The organism is Streptococcus bouchesdurhonensis, assembly GCF_948472335.1.
The window spans coordinates 90,855-110,653 of record NZ_CAOKTW010000002.1 but is presented as its reverse complement, the minus strand read 5'-3'; the positions used below and the strand labels follow the sequence as shown (position 1 = coordinate 110,653).

Here is a 19,799-nt window from a genome sequence, read left to right as displayed (position 1 = left end):
AACTCTTATTTCTTATTGTACGTATTCTAATTCAGCTTTTTCTACCCATTCATCCAAATGCTTTCCAACAGCTTCCCAGTCAATATTTTGTGGTTTCACTTGATCAACAAATTTCTTAGTATCTTCTGGTAGATCTTTGAGGGCATCTTTATTTGCAGGAATAGATCCAAAGTTCTTACTATATTCTACTTGAATTTCTGATTGACCAAACCAATCAATAAATTCTTTAGCTAACGCTTGTTTTTTACTAGTGCTTAAAACCATAGTTTGTTCAGTTACAAATGGTACACCGATCTCAGGAGTCATAACTTTGAAAACAACATTTTGTTCTTTTTGTCCAACTAATGCACCAGAACCCCACATCATTCCATATTGTATTGGATCTTCTTTGTCTAACATCTTAACAATTGAACTTTCTCCCTTTTGAAGAGTGTATGCATTTTTCAAATATTCTTTTGCTACTTCCCAACCTTTTTCGGAAACACCTAATTCACCTTTATCATCAAGGTATCGAACTAAGATACTTGCTAGAATTGCCGTCCTGTACCACCTTGAAGACCAGAAATTGAATATTTACCTTTATACTTACTACCTAATTCTGTCCAATCTTTAGGCATTTCTTTTACATCAGGCGCCCCAATTAAAACTAATGGTTGAACAATCACAGGATTATAATAATTATCTTTATCTGATAAAGATTAATCAATTTTATCTAACCATTTAGGCTTGTACTGTACTAGTAATTTTTGATCTCTAATTTTATTTGAATCAACAGCACCAATTCCAAATACCATATCTGCAACTGCATTATTCTTCTCAGCAATAACACGGTCTGCTAATTGAGCGCCAGGGATATCAACCATTTTGATATTAAAACCAGCTTCTTTTGCTTTAGCAGTTAGCCAATCACCACGACCATTTGAGACTGAGTTCGAATAGATTACTAATTCTTGACTTTTATCAGCTTTTTCTTCAGATGAAGAAGCAGTCGTAGAATTTGAACCTCCAGAGCAAGCAGCAAGTGTAGTAAGAGCAACTCCCGTTGCAAGTACAGTAGACCAAACTTTCATTTTTTTCATGATAAGTTCTCCTTTTTTATTATTTTATTTAAATTTTTCGTGATATGGAACAAATTGTCTCATATCTTCAAATACAGTATAGTCAATACGGTTTACAGTAATAGTTGGAATCTTCTCTAATAAAATTTCAGTTAATTCTGCTCTGACTTTAGTAAACTCTTCTTCCTCCTCTTCGGTTAAAGGAATTCGAAGATACCCAATTGAAATATGGAATTGATATCTATCATGATTAGGGAAACGAACACCTGCTTTTTCTGAGACATAAGTACGAATTTCTTCTAATCTCTTTGCAGAAGCTTCATCTGCAGGTTCAACTAATATGTTTTGTTTTCCCATTTCAGTTACACGCATATGAATTTCTTCATCCAACAATGGAAAAATTTCAAGTTGTTTAGCAAAGTAATCATGTATTTCCTGTAAAGGTGTATCTAGAGGAAGATTACTGCTCCAAAACTCCGTTTCACGATTTTCATGGCACAACAATTCAATTACAGTCATGTGAATAGAATTCCTTGGAGTTAAAGTGAACTTATCGATAAATGGTAATTCTCTATAACGTGATTGAATAATATCAACAACTTCCATCAAATCTTGTTTAGTATAAAGATTTGCTACAACTGTATTCCCAGGGAAATGATTAAATTCCCCATTCTCTTTGAACTTAATTTTTGTTAAGTTTTTCATATAAAGACCTTCTTTTTTATATTTGACATCGGTGTCATCATGTTTACATTATACAATGAAACCGTTTCCTTTGTCAAGCGCTGTCAAACATTTTTTTAATTTATCTTTCATTAAATATACATTTCATTAAAAGGTTAAGTAATTTTTCCAAAATACAGCACTCATATAGACAGTATCATCAATTATAGCCATTGGGATTTTTTGATTGCCAATTCCATGTATCTCTACACATGTCTTCAATCGATTTTGTTGTTCTCCAATTTAATTCCTTATATGCTTTGTCTGCATTTGCATAACAAGTTGCAACGTCTCCTGAACGTCTTGGAACTATTTTATAAGGAATAGGATCTATTAACACTTTCAAATGTATTTACAAGTTGTAATACACTAGTGCCTTCTCCCGAGCCTAGGTTATAGATATAAACATCTGTTTTTTCAGATACTTTTTCTAAAGCTTTTATATGTCCTATTGCTAAATCTACTACATGGATATAATCACGCACACCAGTACCATCAAGCGTATCATAATCATTTCCGAACACACTTAGCTCTGACAGCTTACCTACCGCTACTTGTGCAATATAAGGCATCAAGTTGTTAGGAATTCCTGAGGATCTTCCCCAATAAGCCCAGACTCATGAGCACCAATTGGATTGAAATAACGAAGCAACGCAATACTCCATTCTGAATCTGCCACATGAACATCTTTTAAAATTTGCTCAAGCATCACTTTCGTATACCCATAAGGATTTGTCGCACTTGTTTGCATCGTCTCAATTAGAGGTGACTGATTGTTAATTCCATATACAGTCGCACTTGAAGAAAAGACAATCTTTTTAACATTAAATTCTGACATCACTTCAACAAGTGCCAATGTACTCATAATATTATTTTTGTAGTACATCACAGGCTTTTGCACGGATTCTCCGACAGCTTTATAACCTGCAAAATGAATTGCAGCATCAATCGATTCTTGTTCAAATACCTTTCTCAATGCTTGTTTATCACAAACATCTAATTCGTAAAACACAGGACGTATTCCTGTAATTGCTTCAATACGGTCTAGCACCAAGATGCTAGAATTGAAAGGTTGTCGACAATGATAACTTCCTTTCCTAAATTTAGTAATTCTACTACGGTATGGCTACCAATATAACCAGCTCCGCCTGTTACCAATATTGCCATTTGGGTTTCCTCCTAATTAATTCCAACCGACTTAACAAATCTCATAAACGCTTCATGTCCAGATGAAGTATTCTTATAAACACCTGCATCTTCTAGGACTCTCGCAAATGCTTGTCCTACTTCGTGTTGAACTACGCTATTAACCTCTTCTTTTTTAATGTTAGGATATTTTTCTTTCAATTGGTCGGCCCATTCTAAATGATAATCCGCAATTGCGTTTTCCTCTCCTAAAAGATATTTTCCAACTTCTTCTAACTCTGGTTTCAAACGAGGTGGTAATATCGCAAGTCCCATCACTTCGATTAATCCGATATTTTCCTTTTTAATATGTTGTACATCTTGATGAGGATGGAAAACACCATCTGGGTATTGTTCAGTAGTATGATTATCTCTTAGAACAATATCTAATTCATATCTCCCGTCCACTTTACGAGCAATAGGAGTCACCGTATGGTGTGGGACATCTTCAGTCATAGCAATGATGTCTACTTCTAAATCTGAATATTCTCTCCACTTATTTAGAATTTTAGTAGCTAAATCTAACAAGCGATTTTTATTTTCACTTTGTAACCTAATTACTGACATTGGCCATTTTACAATACCAGCATTAATATCCTCAAAGTCTTTAAAACGAAATTCACTCTCAAATTTTGCTTTTTCCATTGGGAAAATATATTTCCCTCCCTGATAGTGGTTATGACTAAGAATGGAGCCTCCTGAGATAGGAAGATCAGAATTTGAACCAGCAAAATATCCTGGCAAAATATCAACAATCTCCAATAATTGTTCAAATGTTTTAGAGGTAATAGCCATTGGTACATGTTGACTATTCAAAAATATCGCATGCTCATTAAAGTATGAGTAGGGAGAATACTGGAATCCCCATACTTCGTCACCAAGTTTCAACCGAATAATTCTATGATTCGAACGTGCTGGATAATTTATTCGCCCCTGATATCCTTCATTTTCCATACATAGTAAACATTTGGGATAATTAGTTGCTTTTACTAATTTTTCAGCAGCAATTGTTTTTGGATCTTTTTCGGGTTTTGACAAATTTATCGTAATCTCTAGCTCTCCATATTTAGTTGATGCTCTAAACTCAATATTCTTAGCAATAGCAGAAGTTTTAATATAATCACTATCTTTACTTAACTTATAAAACTCTTCAACTGCTTCTTGAGGTGATATATCATATGAACTCCAAAAAATATCATTTAATCGACTAGGTAAAGGAACTATGAAATTCATTAACTCTGCTCCTAAACATTCCTTTTCCTCGATTAAATCTTTAATTTTACCGTTTTTTAAGGCGATTTCCACTAAGTAATCTTTTATTTGTTTCAGGTCATTTTCATCGGAAATGCGATCAGTTCCCTCCTCACCTATTAACGCTAATACTCTATTTTTCACATATATTTTGTCAATTTCATTATACATTCCGTATTCAATTACTCTATCAACAAAATTATCAATAATTGTTTTCATATATTTTTCTTTCTAATTTATGTTCCCATATTTTCTATACATTATCCATTTATAAATTGCTTGCGTAGTATGAGCAATTTTATCAAGGTGATGAATAATATCTAAAGCACCAATTACTTCAGAAACATTCCCATCATCTTCAAATATGTAATTCATTATTTTCTTTTCAATATTTATACTAAGCTCTTCTATCTCATTCTGTTTTTGTATAACAACCATATCTAAACATCCAGATTGTTCCTCTCTATAACAAGATATAGCCCTATTCATATGCTGTCCGATAACTTCATGAAGTATTTTTATTTCTGAAATAATTTTCTTCAAATTTTCATTATTTTGAATAATCTGTAGATTTTTTAAAATTTCAACAATTCTATCCCCAATACGTTCAATGTCAGTTGATATTTTTATTACACTAATAATTCTTCTTAAGTCATATGAAACAGGATGTTGTAAACAAATTAACTCAAATCCTTTTTTATCAATATTTAGAACTGACTCATTTATGATTAAATCTTCTTTAATCAATTCTACTCGTTCTTCATTTGATAAATATTCAAATAACTTCTCATATTTATCAAGCACAGATACCCAAATGGTCTCTAAATTATTTGATAATTCTATAATTTCATTTTCTAAATATAACCTTAACATTTAGGTACCTCTTCTTAACAAAGTTCAATAGTAACAATTAATATTTTAAACAATATATCAAACATCAATAACTAGAATACTTGCATCATCCTTCTTTCCATAGATTGGATCAATAGCAGAAGAATTAAATCTCATCTTAATTAACTCTTCAAAAGTTTTATTTTGATTATTTTGATAGAATTCATAAAAGCCATCGCTCATTAAAACAATTTGTTCACTAGTAACATCTATTTGATTAATAATAGCATGGTCTAAAAATCTCTCATCCAACGAACCTATCCAGTACCCACTCGGTTGATTAGATAATTTTCTGATTTTTTGTAAAATAATTTTTTTATTTAAAACACTATTTGTACCAATTGAATCTTTTATCTCATTTTTCCCTTTTTCAAATAAGTTATCTACTCTATGATCAGTTATTTCCATTTCGTTTACTAACATGACGCAGTCACCTAGCATCATATACTCCAACTTTTTTTCTGAAAGTTTAGCAAATATAAAAGCAAATGTTGGTAAGCGATAATACTCTGTTAATTCATATGAGTTTAAACCGATTTCATCTTTAACCTCAAGTAAAGCAGTTTCAAATATTTGTTTAAGAGTTTTTGATTCTTTACAATTAACCGACAAACTTTCTGATAAAATATGTACAACTTCTGAGACTGAATAACCTATCTCCTCTTTAGAATTATATAAATCTGTAGCTCCATCAATAATCCAAAAATACTGATTTTGTGAACCTACAGCATCCTCATTTTCTACGGAACTTCCTTGTATCGAACAAATTTTATTTATCTTTACCATAATACTTCAACCCTTTTAGTGTCAAAAGTAAACCAATTCCTGTCACTGTTAAGAATAGTTCCATAATCTTGTTCGAACCAGTCTTTGGTAATTTTTGTTTTACATCTACTATTTCTTTAGATTTATTAATATGATTTTCAGTTTCTCTGCCATCTCCAACTATTTTATAGTTTACTTCTTCTGTCTTATTATCTTGTTTATTGTCGATCTTGTCATTCATTTGTCTATTATCTTTACTTGAGTTAAACTCTCCGTTCTTCTGGTTACTATCAATTACATTATTTGAATTAGATTGTTTTTCCTCTTTGTTTTTTTCTTTTTCGTTTTTATCACTTAAATTATTTGTTACAATTTTGTAAAGCCCATTCTCCGTTACAATATTGAAATTACCATCGCTATCACGTATAACAGGTTCTTTCTCATTTGCATTAGATTTGATGAATGATATATATATATGGATAAATTATAAAATTGGTTATTTAAAACGGTTATTTTACCCTTTGAATCCTCAATAACAATTCCTTCTTTACCACCGAATATACTATTCTCTGACACTACTAAATTATCACTAACTCGTAATAATTCAATATTTGGTTGTTCTGTTTCCTTAGAATTATTATTAATTACATTTTTTGTTACAGTAATATCTGATACTTTTCCTAAATATTCTGCACTATCTTTTGCAACTCGTATCGCTTTTGTTTTAGGATCGGCAATATTAAATATATTTTCAGTAATAACGACTTTCTTATTTAAATCAAGTTCATCTTTTACATTTTTATAACTAAAAGCATTTATTAAGGCTGCACCATTTTCTCTATAATGTACACTTTCTCCTTTTACTTTCTTATCAAATCTATTTCCTTTGATTAATACATCAGTGAATCCTGTAAAACGTACACCTGCATACATCATGTTATCAAAATGATTATTTAAAATTTTAATATTAGAGGGGTTCTGTGTCGACAATGTTTGATAGTGTGTGCCAATTGCTGTTACTAATTCCCCAGATTTATCACTTTTGCCAAAATAGGAATTTTGAATAGTCACATTTTCAGATTTTTTCCCATCATCATTCAAGGCATAAGGAAAACCTTTTCTAGTTAATGGTTCAATCTGAATGCTCTCCTTACTTATGATTTGCCCATCTTTCATCGTTTTGGGTAAAGCTTGACCAAGAAAACGAGAATTATCAACTAATACATTTTTCGAACCTGCAATTTGAATAGCATGCCCTTGATAACTATCCTTGAATGTTACATTTTTTATAGTTACGTTATTTGAATTCCCAATAGCAAATGCACCTGAAGAATTTATAAGTGGTAGATTTTTTGCTTTAGTTCCTTCTTCATTCAAAGCACCGTTCATATCAATCGTACCACCAGAATAACTAATATCTTCTGTTGGGCCCCATTCTACTTGCGCACCATCATCCGTAAATAAACCTGTCATAAAAACAATGGAAGGGTGATTCTTAATATTTATACCATTTAGAATTGTAGCTTTCTCATTCAATTCTAAGTGTGTATGACTTTTTAAAAAAACAATTTCTTTTACTAAATAAGTTCCTTCAGGAAAATATACATTTCCTCCACCTAGCCCTTGAGCTGCAGCATCTATTGCATCTTGAATTGCTTGTCGATCATCATGAATCCCATCACCTACCGCACCATAATCTTTTACACTTAAAGCAGTATCTTCAAATTCTTTTTTGATAATTCTGTCACTTATAACATCTTCCTTATAACTCTTATTTTCATTAGTAGATGTTACTGTAGATTCAACTGTTCTGTTGTCTAATTGTGAATTGGAACGAATAGTACCATTAGAGCTGATACTATTAAGACTTAACGAATTATCTAAACCATTAGTGGTTGAATTAGAGGCAATCATTTCAGCAGAACGATTCTGATTAACAGTTGGTGAATTATCTAAATCATTAGTAATTGCATTAGAAGACTCTTTTGTAGCCATCGGTGAAGAACTAGTAACAACTTCATCCGATAAAATACCTTGGCTTCCCAAAATTGAAATTGCCAATAGTACCGAGCAAGTCCCCACCTTTAATTTACGAATACTGAATACCTCATTAGGAACAAAATATTTCATCAGAACCTCCAATTTTTTTTACTATTTTTAACAATTGATTATTACTTTTCTTAAAATAGATAGAATGACACCGCTGTCATTATCTTTATCATATATTTTCCAAATTGAATTGTCAAGGAATAACACAAGAAAATATTAAAATTTATACTCTTCGGAAATCTCTTCAAACTAGGTCAGTGCCGCCTTGCCCTAAGTCTAGGTTACTGACTTGGTCAGTTCTATAGTAGACTGAAACTAAAATAGTACACCTCTACTTCTAAAACATTGTTAGAAATCGATTTGACTGTCCTGATCGATTTGTCCTATTCTTATTTCATTTTACTATATCTACAACCTCAAAGCAGGGTTTTGAGCTATCTATGGCCAACTTCCTAGTTTGCTCTTTAGCCTTCCATTCAAAAGTGATGCTATCTTTCTTAGCTTGAATATAAAATATCCCATTTACTATATTTAAATTTGTTGATATGTTGTAAATTATAAATGAAAGAACAAATATCTTGTCATACAAGCATTCGCCAGGGATATTTACATGAATATCGCTCATATGGCGGATTGAAACTAAAACACTACAATATATTTCTTAAATAGACCTTCTATAAAAGCTAGATTTAACCTCGATAAAAATAGATGCAGTGCTTCTAAAATACTGGAATAGGGTATATAGGTAATCGTAGACAAGTGTTTTATAGATTGTCTCGCAGGAGATCTAATGATGTATAGCAAGCTTCACTAAACATATGGGATATTTGTATTATTGTAATATCAACATACTATAAATTCTATCATGCAAAAGAATGACTAGAACATGAAAGACAGGCACAAAACTTTGAACAATATTCTGAAAACAAAAAAAGACGCGAGTTTCCACAATCTCACTCATGGAAACTCACGTCTTTCAAAAATAGGGTGAATTGAAAACTAGAACAAGACACTAGATTTTCTAAATGATGTCTAGTAAGGATTCTAAATGCTACACCAAATTGCTCACATCTTATTTCAAACCACGGGACTCCCACAAGAAAGGAAAATCCTATAAAAATTCTCTCTCTGAGGAGAAAGGAGCCTCAACTACAGGTGTAAACTATTATCAATTGAAAACAACAGTTTTTACACTCAATTAGACTTTTTAAGGACAGGATCACTTTCGCTTGTCTGTAGTTTGTCATTTTTTTGATAAAGTTAGTACTTTTTCAGAAACTATTTTGAAAGTCTCAATGATATAGTCTACTTCTTCATCGCTTAATTTAGTATGAAGAGGGAGGGTAATTTCATTCTCAAAGAAGGCATAGGCCTTAGGATAGTTCGTCATATCAAATCCAAGATTCTTATAGGCTGTCAAGAGCGGAAGCGGTTTGTAGTGGACGTTACTTGCAATTCCTGCTTTAGCTAATTCTTGGATGATAAGATTGCGTTCTTCTAAGCTCGCTCCTTCTACATGGGTAATGTAGAGATGGCGTGAAGATTCAACAGTATCAGTCTTGTGTGCCAATGGATGGATGCGAGAACCTGCAAAACCACGATCATAGCGGTCCACAATGTCCTTACGACGTTCTAGCAAACCAGAGTAACGGTCCAATTGTACCAAACCAAGCGATGCCATGATATCAGTCATATTGCACTTGTAGGCTGGTGTGACGATATCGTATTCCCATGACCCCAGTTGCATCTTGGCAAGGGCATCCTTAGTTTGCCCGTGAAGGGAAAGGATTTGGAATTCCTTGTACATCTCTTCGTCGTCAATCGCTGGATTGGCCTTCCAAGTCGCACTTCCACCTTCTGCCGTTGTAAAGTTCTTAACGGCATGGAATGAGAAGGAAGTAAAGTCAGCGATAGAACCAGAAGGTTGTCCTTTATAAGTAGATCCCAAAGCGTGGGCACTATCAGAGACAATGACAATACGGTTAAAGGCCTGTTGCCACTTGCTTGAAGCGGTAAAGAAGTCACGTTTTTTCTCCACGACTTGGAACAAACGGTCATAGTCGCAAACAATCCCCGCAAGCTCAATAGGAATAATCACCTTAGTCTTTTCAGTGATAGCTTGCTCAAGCAAGTCATAGTCCATCTCAAACGTATCTGCTTGGATATCCACCATGACAGGGGTTGCTCCCACGTGCGTAATGACACTACATGAAGCCGTATAGGTCATGGCTGGAACGATGACTTCATCACCAGGTCCCACTTCCAAAACGCGTAAAATCAACTCCAGAGCGGCTGTCGCAGAGTTGAGACAAACAGTCTTAGGTGTCTGTGTGTAAAGAGACAAGCGGCGCTCCAGTTCTTTTGTTTTAGGACCTGTTGTGATCCAACCAGAACGCAGGGTATCCGCTACTTCAGCAATTTCTGCTTCTGTGATATCAGGCGGTGAAAATGGAATATTGTAATTTGGCATTGATTTGCTCCTTTTATCTGTACTCATTTTCTTATGACTACTTTATTTTAGTACCTCAAACACGGTTTGAAACATGATTTTGATGTCCCCAAGGAAACTAAACTCTCGGAGATAGGCGAGGTTATAGCGCATCTTTTCAGGAAGAACATGCTCCACATAGGCCTGATCAACTGACATACCTTTCTCCGTCATTTGACTGATGATGGTGTCCTCATCCTTGTAGTTGATGCTGGCTGGAGAGGTAATCCCTGCTTGCAAGAGCAAGGTTGCCATCATTTCAGGGCTATACTGCTCTGTATAACGTGGCACTTCAGGTCGTGTACCGACAAAGGACATCTCACCTTTAAGGACATTGACCAACTGAGGCAGTTCGTCCAAACGGACACGTCGGATGAAATTTCCAACCTTGGTAATGCGGCTATCGTTAGCAGAAGTCACCAGACTTCCTTTTTTATCCGCATCCGTCACCATGGTACGGAACTTCCAAATCTTGAACCGACGGTTGTACTGGGTCACACGCTCTTGCTTGTAAATCACTGGCCCCTTGCTATCCAACTTGATCCAAATGCTCAAGATGAGAAAGATGGGAGAGGTCAGAACCAGTAAGCCCAAGGCCAAAACCCAGTCCAAGCAACGCTTGAAAATCAGCGAACCCTTCCTTTTAGAGACAAGCTGGTAGTAAGACTCAACCTCGCTTGATTTCATTTCCACAGGCAAGTCTTCCCATTTCAGCATGCTGTTCTCCTTTGTTTTTATTATACTATTTGTCAACATTTTTCATTATACCACAAAATGGAAAAGGCGGTGAAAGAAATCTGTAATTTGAAGGATTTCCTTCTAGTACTCAATGAAAATCAAAGTACAGCTTTGAGATTGCAGATAAAGCTGACATGGTTTAAAGAGATTTTCAAAGAGTATAGGCCATGGCCCCTGCCTGCAAACTATACATCTTGTGATAGGTTCCTCCCAGAGTCAAGAGTTCCTCATGGGTTCCACTCTCGATAATGCGTCCCTTATCCAAGACATAGATGCAGTTGGCGTCTTGAATAGTAGAAAGGCGGTGAGCGATAGCAATAGTTGTTCGGCCCTGTCTCATCTTCGCCAGAGAAGCTTGAACCAAGCTTTCTGTTTCAGAGTCAATATTGGCTGTCGCTTCATCCAAAATCAGGATTTTAGGCTGGCTGGCGACTGTTCTAGCAAAGGCAAGAAGCTGGCGCTGCCCAGTAGAGAAGCTCGAACCACGCTCGGAAACAGGGGAGTCGTACCCCTGAGGAAGTTCTTGAATAAAGGAATCTGCATCCACAAAGGCTGCCGCAGCCTGAACCTGCTCATCACTGATTTCTTGGTACATGGCGATATTGGACTTAATAGTTCCATGATAGAGGAAGGGTTCCTGTAAGACCAAACCGATGTTTTTTCTCAGCTCTTCTTGACTGAAATCCCTGATATCCACATCATCCAAGAGAACTCTCCCTGACTGAATTCATAAAAGCGCATGAGGACATTGATAATCGAAGATTTCCCCGAACCTGTATGACCTACAAAGGCAATGGTTTCACCCTTGTTGACCGAAAAAGAAATATCATCCAGAATAGGATGTTTGCCATCATATGAGAAACACACATGTTCAAAACGAATATTGCCTTCTTCAACCTCAACCTGACTATTTTCTTGAAGAGGCTCATAGGTTGCCTCGTCAATCAAGGCAAAGACACGGCCTGCAGACACCATAGACGTTTGCAGGGTTGAAAAGTTTTGCGTTACTTCAATCAGAGGATCAAAGAGACGATTGATGTACTGGATAAAAGCATACATAGTCCCGACCGTTATCCCGATAGAAAGACCACGGTAGCCAAAATAGGCCATTAAGACAGTATAACCTAGGAGTTTCAACAAACTCATAGCAGGGCGCAACAAGAGGGCATCAAAGGCTACAGAGCGGTTGGCATAGACCAAGTGTTCTTGGTTAATCTCATCAAATTCTGCCTGCTGGCGCTTTTCTTGATTAAAGACCTGGATAATCCTAATTCCTTCGATATTTTCTGCCAGCTTACTATTGATATCTGACAAGAGACTTCTGGTTTTCTCGATAATCTTGACTGATTTTTTACGATAGAGATTGACCAAAAGGAAAATCAAAGGGAGAAAGAGCAGGACTAATGCTGTCAAACGAAAATCCAACACCAACATGGTATAAAGGGTTGTCAAAAAGATAAAAATTGCTGAGATAAAACTGGATAAAATCCCCGAAAACATATCACTGATTGTCTCGGTATCATTAGTCAAACGAGAGACGATAGAGCCTGCTGGCGTCTTGTCAAAATAAGACATGCCTAGCTTCTCCATATTGGCAAAGGCATCGCGACGAATATCCCTCACAATACTGTAAGACACCCGTACAAAGAGAAGATTTCCGACATACTGAACCAGAGTTTGCAGGATATAGAGACCATAGTAGGCCAGCAACACTGTCACAGCGAGTTGATTGAGATTGCTGAGATACTGGTCGATAAAGTGGGAAGCCACAAGGGGAATGACACTTTTAATGACCGTAGTCGCTAGGAGAAAGCTGAGTGCCAAAAAGGTCAGAAGACCATAAGGCTTGAGATAAGATATCAAGCGCTTCAATACAGCCCATTGTTCTTGTTTATTCTGCATCTTCTTCTCCCTTCATTTCCAGCTGCTGAGACTGGTAGGTTTGGGCATACCAGCCATCCAAAGCTAGCAAGTCTTCGTGCCTGCCTCGTTCGATGATTTGACCATTTTGCAGGACTAAAATCAAATCTGCATGGACAACTGCACTGAGGCGATGAGCCGTAATAATGGTTGTCTTGTCCTTTCGCGTCTCCTTAAGGTTGTCGATAATCGCATACTCTGTCTTGGCATCCACGGCCGACAAAGAATCATCCAAAATCAAGATATCAGGGTCTAAAATCATAGCCCGACTCATAGCCAGACGCTGCTTTTGCCCACCAGAAAGACTGACTCCCTTTTCACCAATCAACGTATCAAATCCCTGTGACATGGCTACAATGTCTTGGTAAACTTGAGCTAGCTTAGTCGCTTCCTCGACCGCTGAAATGGGCAAGTTAGGATTGCCAAAGCGAATATTGTCTAAAATCGAAGTCGCAAAGAGGAACTGGTCCTGAGGGACGTAGCCCATAAGACTACGAAGGTCTGTCAAACGATAATCGCGAATATCGTGACCATTTAGATAAATAGCTCCCTTATCCACATCGTACTCACGCAAGAGGAGTTTAATCAAGGATGTTTTCCCAGAGCCTGTCTGCCCAACCAAGCCCAGAGTTTGCCCTTTTTCCAAACTAAAGTGAATATCCATTAGCGTTTCCTCGTTTTCAAAAGCAAAGTTATCAATAGCATACTCCAAGCGCCCGTTTTCAATACCATCCAGAGGAAACTCGGAGTCTTTTACAGATGATTCCTGAGACAAAAGATTCTCAATCCGCTGGTAAGAAACCTTTCCTCGCTGAGTGATATTAAAGAGGAAACCAATAGCCATGAGAGGCCAGACCATCATATCCAAATAACTAATAAAAGTGACCAAATTTCCAACTGTAATCTGCCCCTCCCGAACCATCAAAGAGCCGACTAAGAGTGTTAAAACATAGGATAATCCAACAAACAAGAAAACCATTGGGTCAAAGAGTCTATCGTATTTCATGGTTTGGAGATTCTTTTGGAAGGTTAATTCATTGACTGCCTGAAAGGACTCCAGCTCATCTGCCTGATAACCAAAAGACTTGGTCACTTTGATACCTGATACAGACTCCTGAACCTTGTTATTGAGTTCAGAAAAGGCATCCTGTGACTCTCCAAAGACCTTATGAGTCTTTCTTCCCAAACGACTGGTCGCATATGCCATAAAAGGCAGGGGTAAAATTGCAACTAGAGTCATCTGCCAGGAAATGCTAAAGAGCATGGTCAGCAAAGTCACTAAAGCTGTAATAGAGGCATCCACCGCAGATATAACACCACCACCTGCAAGACTCGTCAAAGAATTGATATCATTGGTTGCGTGTGCCATCAAGTCCCCCGTCCGATAGGTTTGATAAAAGGCTGGAGACATCTTTGTAAAATGCTCAAACAAGCGAGACCTCATAATCTGCCCCAGACGGTAGGATGTCCCAAGAATATACATACGCCAAACATAGCGCAGATAGTACATACCAAAGGCCGCAAGAAGCAAGTAAAATAGGTAAATAAGTAGTTCATTCTGAATTAATTGCCCCGATGTGATAGCATCAATGATCCGCCCCATGACCATTGGGGGAATGAGGTTAAGGACAGAAACCAAGACCAAGGCCACAATTCCGACTAGATAACGGCGTTTTTCTAGCTTAAAAAACCACCAGAGTTTTTGAATAATGGACATAAAATTCCTTTCTAGTTCCAAATGGAAACCTGAGACTCCGACCCCAGGTTTTTCTTATTCATAGGTTACAACTGTAACGTCACCTTTGTCATACTCAGCGATAAAGATATTGGCTACATTGTCATGCCCTTGTTTGCCGAGATTATCAATCAACCACTCTTCGCTACAGCCAAGCGATTCCAAGACTTCTACTTGGATAACACCATCAGTCACAATTAGATACTTAGGATTTTCATCTCCCATTTGGACCACGATGAGTTGGTCATTTTGCTCCTGCACAGCTCGTTCAACTTGCTTCATCTGGAAAATCCCTTGGCTACGAAGTTTGAGGGTTACATCCACCCCAAACAAATCAACCGAACGACAGGCTTCTAGGTCAATCTTCTCATGTTTGATGAGGAGAGTTGGCTTACCATCAATCAAACATTTCACAAAACGAATATTATGAAGCCACTTGAGGGTCAAAACCAAAATAGTCCACATCAGTAAAATCACCTCGTACTGCAAAATGCTGATAGAACTATTGTAAATCACCCCACCAATGATAGCACAGAGAACATAATTCTGAATTTAATCTGTCGCAGAGTTAGGTGCTAAGTTCCCCTTTCCTGTCACATTGATAACAAAACAAGTGAGAAGAGCCCCAAGGCCAGTTCGATTACAATTTCCATACAGTTGAGTGTCACTTGTTTACCTTCACCAATTCAATAACGTCTGTTTGATGCAATTCTAATTTCTTTAAAAGATACTTATCTAATTCGCTCTCGTTCATGGCGTGGTAGAAATCTGAACCGACCTTGACAAGTTCTCCATCAGTAACTGCAGAAGTATTGACGTAAACTTCTGATTTATCCACTCCCAAGTCTTTAGAAACAACCTCTATGAAATGAAGTTTGAAATTGGTTGTTAGAGGCTTAATTGGTCTGATATTTTGAGATTGTCACCAAAAGCATGGCCATCAAAGTCAAGACAAAAATCATGACCAATTCACAAAATCTAGTCACCTTTTTTATCACGATACGCCTTGAAGGCAAAAAATCCTGTGATAGCTAGGAGCACAATCCCAAAGCCAACCATGATACCATTTTGCTGACCGATTTGGCTGAGTACATAGTCATAAGAGTAGAATTTCATGTATTTTCACTCCCTTTCATAAAATCATTCTTAATTATAAACAAAAGAGGATGATTTTTCAAACCATACGTTGGGGAAATAGACTTATCAGACCAACTTCTCTAACTAATGACTCAAATACCTGTTTCAAGATTCTAGTTTTGATAATTGATAAGAATAGACACTAGGAATTATCACTACAAAGAAAAGTGTCAAGAAGAATACCCAGTAAACATATAGTTGCACAAAGGAATTTAGAAACAATAACAATCCTCCTAATACCCAAATTTTTCCAGCTAATCGATGTGTTTTTCTCCAGTTTTTATCACTCTCCAAGGTCCACGGAAGTCGAATACCGATTATATAATTTCGGTGTGTTTTTGGTAGATAATTTCCAATTACGATCATCACGACTCCCATAAAAATCTGAGCTAGTAGCCCACTCATCATAGAATAACCCAAAGATTCTCCGAAGATAGAAATCATTAATAGACAAGATATAAAAGGAATAATCCAGTAAATCAAAACTTGTATTTTTGAACTGATATTGCTAGATTTAGGATCCTTAATCATTAAAAATAGAAGCACCCAATGCATCAAAAGCATGAGAGTCGGTAATCCAAAGATAGCAGACATTTTATGATTGTAGCCATCTGCTTGACCCAGTAGATTAAAATGAGTGGGTATCTCCTCTGGTAATTGATTCCAGAAAACACAACCTACAAGGGAAGGTAGTAGGATGAGAATGCTCGTAAATAATACCAATTTCTTATTGATTTTTATCTTCATCAAAATGATCTCCTTTCAGATCTGCTAACCAAACCATTATATCCTCTAAAACCGATGTATTTAACTCATAATAAATAAAGTTTTTTTCTTTCATTTCATGAATCAAATCCGCTGCTTTCAAAATCGTAAGATGGTGTGAAATAGTTGCACTAGTCAACTCAAATTGACTGGCAATTTCTCCTGCAGGTAATCTACCTGTTTTGAGTAAATTCAAAATCTCTCTCCTAACTGGATGAGATAAGGCTTTAAAGCTATTTGCAAAACTCATAATGACTCCTTTCCCTCTGTAATATTAGTAGGGCTAGGACTAAGCAAGGTAGAACTGATAGTATTCCTGTCGGTGATGGGCCTAAAATCAAGAGGCTTGAAACTTTTTCTCCTGGTAATTGAAAGAGTAACCCAATACTAAGCAGTTGCATTGATTGCCCCATGAAATAGGGCAGAAGCCCAGATAGAACCTGTCTTTTCAAACAACCAGCTCAACAATATTCCTAGGCTAAAACAAAATAGAAACATAGCAACAACTCCCAAAACGGGATAAGAAAAATAAGATAGTCCATAATTATAGCCTTGCAAATTGATTGGTAGATGCCAAAGACTCCAAATGAGACCAAGCAAGACATGAGTCTGGACTATTGAAAAGCGTCCTCTTAGAGCTGGGTAAAGATAGCCACGCCAACCAATTTCCTCTCCCAATGCAAAGAAACTATTAAGAAAAGGAGCGTAGGTCAAACTAGCTAGGATTTGAATCAAGGCCAAGAAAGATAAGGGGAACGGTGATTGAAGGACTCCTTTTTCTTGTAAAATAGCTTGAATAGATTCAAAACCAAGGCTGAAATTGCTAGGGAATAGAAGAAAATAAAGTCCTGCTCCTAAAAAACTGATAACTGCTGGGAACCAGATAGCTAGTAAGTAAAAGCGCCAGTTCCTCTTGAGATTCACGACTAATTTAGATTTGATTCCACTAGGTTGATTCGTGATTTTCCCTAAGAGAAAGACTGCAAGCGCAGGCATCCACATGGCTACAATACTAGCAAGTTGACTCCATGGAGAATTTAGACCAACACCACCTATCCATAGTGCCAACCATATTATCCAAGCAAGGGCATAAGCCAAGACCACAAAAAGAAGGATTGTTCTCTTATTTGACATATATGTAACTTCACTTTCTATTTAGATATTTTTCTAAATAACATTATATACCTTTCTATTCTAAACACAAGAGCTATTTAGATTTTTTTCTAAATAGTTTAGGAAATTTTTATTTTCTCAGGATAAAGTCTAAAGAGTAATTTTTCAAACCATACGTTGGGGAAATAGACCTTTTTTTGGTATAATAAAATCTATAATCTGAACGAAAAAGGTAACTTTATGAAACTTATCTCATGGAATATTGATTCCCTCAATGCTGCCCTAACTAGTGACTCAGCTCGTGCCAAATTGTCCCAAGAAGTCTTACAAACTTTGGTCGCTGAAAATGCTGATATCATCGCTATCCAAGAAACCAAGCTTTCTGCCAAAGGGCCTACAAAGAAACACGTGGAAATTTTAGAAGAACTCTTCCCAGGCTACGAAAACACGTGGCGCTCTTCCCAAGAACCTGCCCGTAAAGGCTATGCTGGAACCATGTTCCTTTATAAGAAAGAACTCACACCCACTGTCACTTTCCCAGAAATCGGTGCCCCTTCTACCATGGACTTGGAAGGTCGTATCATCACTCTAGAATTTGATGAATTTTTCGTGACCCAAGTTTACACTCCAAACGCTGGCGATGGTCTCAAACGCTTGGAAGAACGTCAAGTCTGGGATGTCAAATATGCTGAATACTTGGCTGAACTAGACAAAGAAAAACCAGTCCTTGCAATAGGTGACTACAACGTGGCCCACAATGAGATTGACCTTGCAAATCCTGCTAGCAACCGCCGTTCACCTGGATTTACCGACGAGGAACGTGCTGGATTTACCAACCTTTTAGCAACTGGATTTACGGATACCTTCCGCCACGTTCACGGTGATGTTCCAGAACGCTACACTTGGTGGGCACAGCGCAGCAAGACTTCTAAAATCAACAATACAGGCTGGAGAATCGACTACTGGCTCACAAGTAACCGTCTCGCAGACAAGGTCACTAAATCTGATATGATTGACTCAGGTGCTCGTCAAGACCACACACCCATTGTCATGGAGATTGAACTCTAAGGAGAAAACGAATGGACTATCAAGCTGTCATTCCTGAATTTGTAGTATCTGACATCGAAAAATCACGTCACTTCTACTGCGACCTGCTAGGATTCTCTGTCGAATACGAGCGTCCCGAGGAGAAATTTCTCTTCCTCTCGCTTGAAGACTGCCAGCTAATGCTAGAGGAAGGAACCCGGAGGAACTGGCTAACCTTACCTACCCTTTTGGAAAAGGTGTCAATCTATCCTTTGGTATAAAGGATGTCCCACAACTTTATCAAAAAGTGATGGAAGCTGACTATCCTATCCATCGTCCCCTGACAAAAAGAGAATTTCGAGTAGGAGATAACTTTATATATCCCCATGAATTTGCGATTTTGGATCCAGATGGTTATTTTTTAAGATTTAGCGAGTAGAATAATAAAGGTTTAGCAAAAAATATTTCAAATCAGAAAAAGGCATATTGTCAGGTCTTGAAAAATCTTGATAATATGTCTTTTATGATGAAAAAATCTTCTAATACTCTTCGAAAATCAAATTCAAACCACGTCAGCGTCGCCTTACCGTACTCAAGTACAGCCTGCGGCTAGCTTCCTAGTTTGCTCTTTGATTTTCATTGAGTATAAATGTTAGCCAATAAGTTGATTTTTCTCCATTTTTATTATATTTGTTCGTTTTTTAAACCAAAACACTAACAAAACAGTTGATTTCTAAAGTGATTTAGTGTAAAATAAAAACATTGGCTCAAGCCTATTTAAAATTGAATATCATTTTACTTGTTTATGTCGTGAATTGGCACGACGTTTCTACAAGGTGCCGAACACCTAACAATAAGTAAGTCAGAAGTGAGGTATGGTCGTTTTTGCCATGCCTATTTTGGGGACTTACTTAGAGATTAAGTAAGTCCTTTTTCTATTTCTTGCTAGAAACTA

10 protein-coding genes, 8 pseudogenes and 1 riboswitch are annotated in these 19,799 nt (G+C 36.7%); of the genes and pseudogenes, 2 read left to right on the top strand and 16 right to left on the bottom strand.

Annotation, left to right across the window (positions count from 1 at the left end; translation table 11 throughout):
- Positions 1–12: 12 nt before the first annotated feature.
- The 16 genes and pseudogenes from QMQ21_RS03305 to QMQ21_RS03230 all read right to left on the bottom strand — a co-directional run bounded on the left by QMQ21_RS03305 (position 13) and on the right by QMQ21_RS03230 (position 17,839).
- A pseudogene (locus tag QMQ21_RS03305) lies at positions 13–1,079 on the bottom strand (extracellular solute-binding protein).
- Between the two features lie 24 nt (positions 1,080–1,103).
- Positions 1,104–1,763, bottom strand: coding sequence for a DUF1868 domain-containing protein (locus tag QMQ21_RS03300; RefSeq protein ID WP_000793811.1), 660 nt, complete (start codon positions 1,761–1,763; stop codon positions 1,104–1,106).
- Between the two features lie 178 nt (positions 1,764–1,941).
- Positions 1,942–2,948 (bottom strand): annotated as a pseudogene (gene galE / locus QMQ21_RS03295) (UDP-glucose 4-epimerase GalE).
- A gap of 12 nt (positions 2,949–2,960) precedes the next feature.
- On the bottom strand, positions 2,961–4,436 hold the full coding sequence (gene galT, locus QMQ21_RS03290; protein ID WP_023932602.1) for a UDP-glucose--hexose-1-phosphate uridylyltransferase: 1,476 nt from the start codon (positions 4,434–4,436) through the stop codon (positions 2,961–2,963).
- Between the two features lie 12 nt (positions 4,437–4,448).
- Complete coding sequence (locus QMQ21_RS03285) at positions 4,449–5,090, bottom strand: phosphate signaling complex PhoU family protein (RefSeq protein WP_000945329.1); 642 nt, start codon at positions 5,088–5,090, stop codon at positions 4,449–4,451.
- Positions 5,091–5,147: 57 nt separating this feature from the next.
- Entirely contained in the window at positions 5,148–5,894 is a 747-nt protein-coding gene (locus tag QMQ21_RS03280) for a protein phosphatase 2C domain-containing protein (RefSeq protein WP_023935650.1), read from the bottom strand.
- Positions 5,878–8,003 (bottom strand): annotated as a pseudogene (gene pfbA, locus QMQ21_RS03275) (multi-ligand-binding adhesin PfbA). The gene QMQ21_RS03280 and the pseudogene pfbA overlap by 17 nt, the downstream one beginning before the upstream one ends.
- A gap of 1,162 nt (positions 8,004–9,165) precedes the next feature.
- On the bottom strand, positions 9,166–10,392 hold the full coding sequence (locus tag QMQ21_RS03270) for a DegT/DnrJ/EryC1/StrS family aminotransferase (RefSeq protein ID WP_261813898.1): 1,227 nt from the start codon (positions 10,390–10,392) through the stop codon (positions 9,166–9,168).
- Positions 10,393–10,434: 42 nt separating this feature from the next.
- Positions 10,435–11,127 (bottom strand): sugar transferase, encoded by a 693-nt coding sequence (locus QMQ21_RS03265; protein ID WP_023935647.1) that lies wholly within the window; start codon positions 11,125–11,127, stop codon positions 10,435–10,437.
- 172 nt (positions 11,128–11,299) lie between these two features.
- Positions 11,300–13,050, bottom strand: a pseudogene (locus QMQ21_RS03260) (ABC transporter ATP-binding protein).
- A complete protein-coding gene (locus tag QMQ21_RS03255; RefSeq protein ID WP_000022577.1) occupies positions 13,040–14,785 on the bottom strand; it encodes an ABC transporter ATP-binding protein in 1,746 nt (581 codons plus the stop codon). Before QMQ21_RS03255 ends, QMQ21_RS03260 begins: the two are co-directional and overlap by 11 nt.
- A 54-nt stretch (positions 14,786–14,839) precedes the next feature.
- Positions 14,840–15,471 (bottom strand): annotated as a pseudogene (locus QMQ21_RS03250) (DUF421 domain-containing protein).
- Positions 15,468–15,919: pseudogene (locus QMQ21_RS03245) on the bottom strand (DUF3290 family protein). The pseudogenes QMQ21_RS03250 and QMQ21_RS03245 overlap by 4 nt, the downstream one beginning before the upstream one ends.
- A gap of 126 nt (positions 15,920–16,045) precedes the next feature.
- Positions 16,046–16,687, bottom strand: coding sequence for an SdpI family protein (locus QMQ21_RS03240; RefSeq protein WP_023935645.1), 642 nt, complete (start codon positions 16,685–16,687; stop codon positions 16,046–16,048).
- A complete protein-coding gene (locus QMQ21_RS03235; protein ID WP_000006513.1) occupies positions 16,668–16,955 on the bottom strand; it encodes an autorepressor SdpR family transcription factor in 288 nt (95 codons plus the stop codon). The genes QMQ21_RS03240 and QMQ21_RS03235 overlap by 20 nt, the downstream gene beginning before the upstream one ends.
- Positions 16,939–17,839: pseudogene (locus tag QMQ21_RS03230) on the bottom strand (CPBP family intramembrane glutamic endopeptidase). The gene QMQ21_RS03235 and the pseudogene QMQ21_RS03230 overlap by 17 nt, the downstream one beginning before the upstream one ends.
- Positions 17,840–18,058: 219 nt before the next feature.
- Between QMQ21_RS03230 and QMQ21_RS03225 the strand changes: the two are divergent.
- Both QMQ21_RS03225 and QMQ21_RS03220 read left to right on the top strand, forming a co-directional pair.
- Positions 18,059–18,886, top strand: a complete 828-nt coding sequence (locus QMQ21_RS03225; RefSeq protein WP_261813896.1) for an exodeoxyribonuclease III — start codon at positions 18,059–18,061, stop codon at positions 18,884–18,886.
- Between the two features lie 11 nt (positions 18,887–18,897).
- Positions 18,898–19,283 (top strand): annotated as a pseudogene (locus tag QMQ21_RS03220) (bleomycin resistance protein).
- Between the two features lie 340 nt (positions 19,284–19,623).
- Positions 19,624–19,718: riboswitch (purine riboswitch) on the top strand.
- The last annotated feature ends 81 nt before the right edge of the window (positions 19,719–19,799 follow it).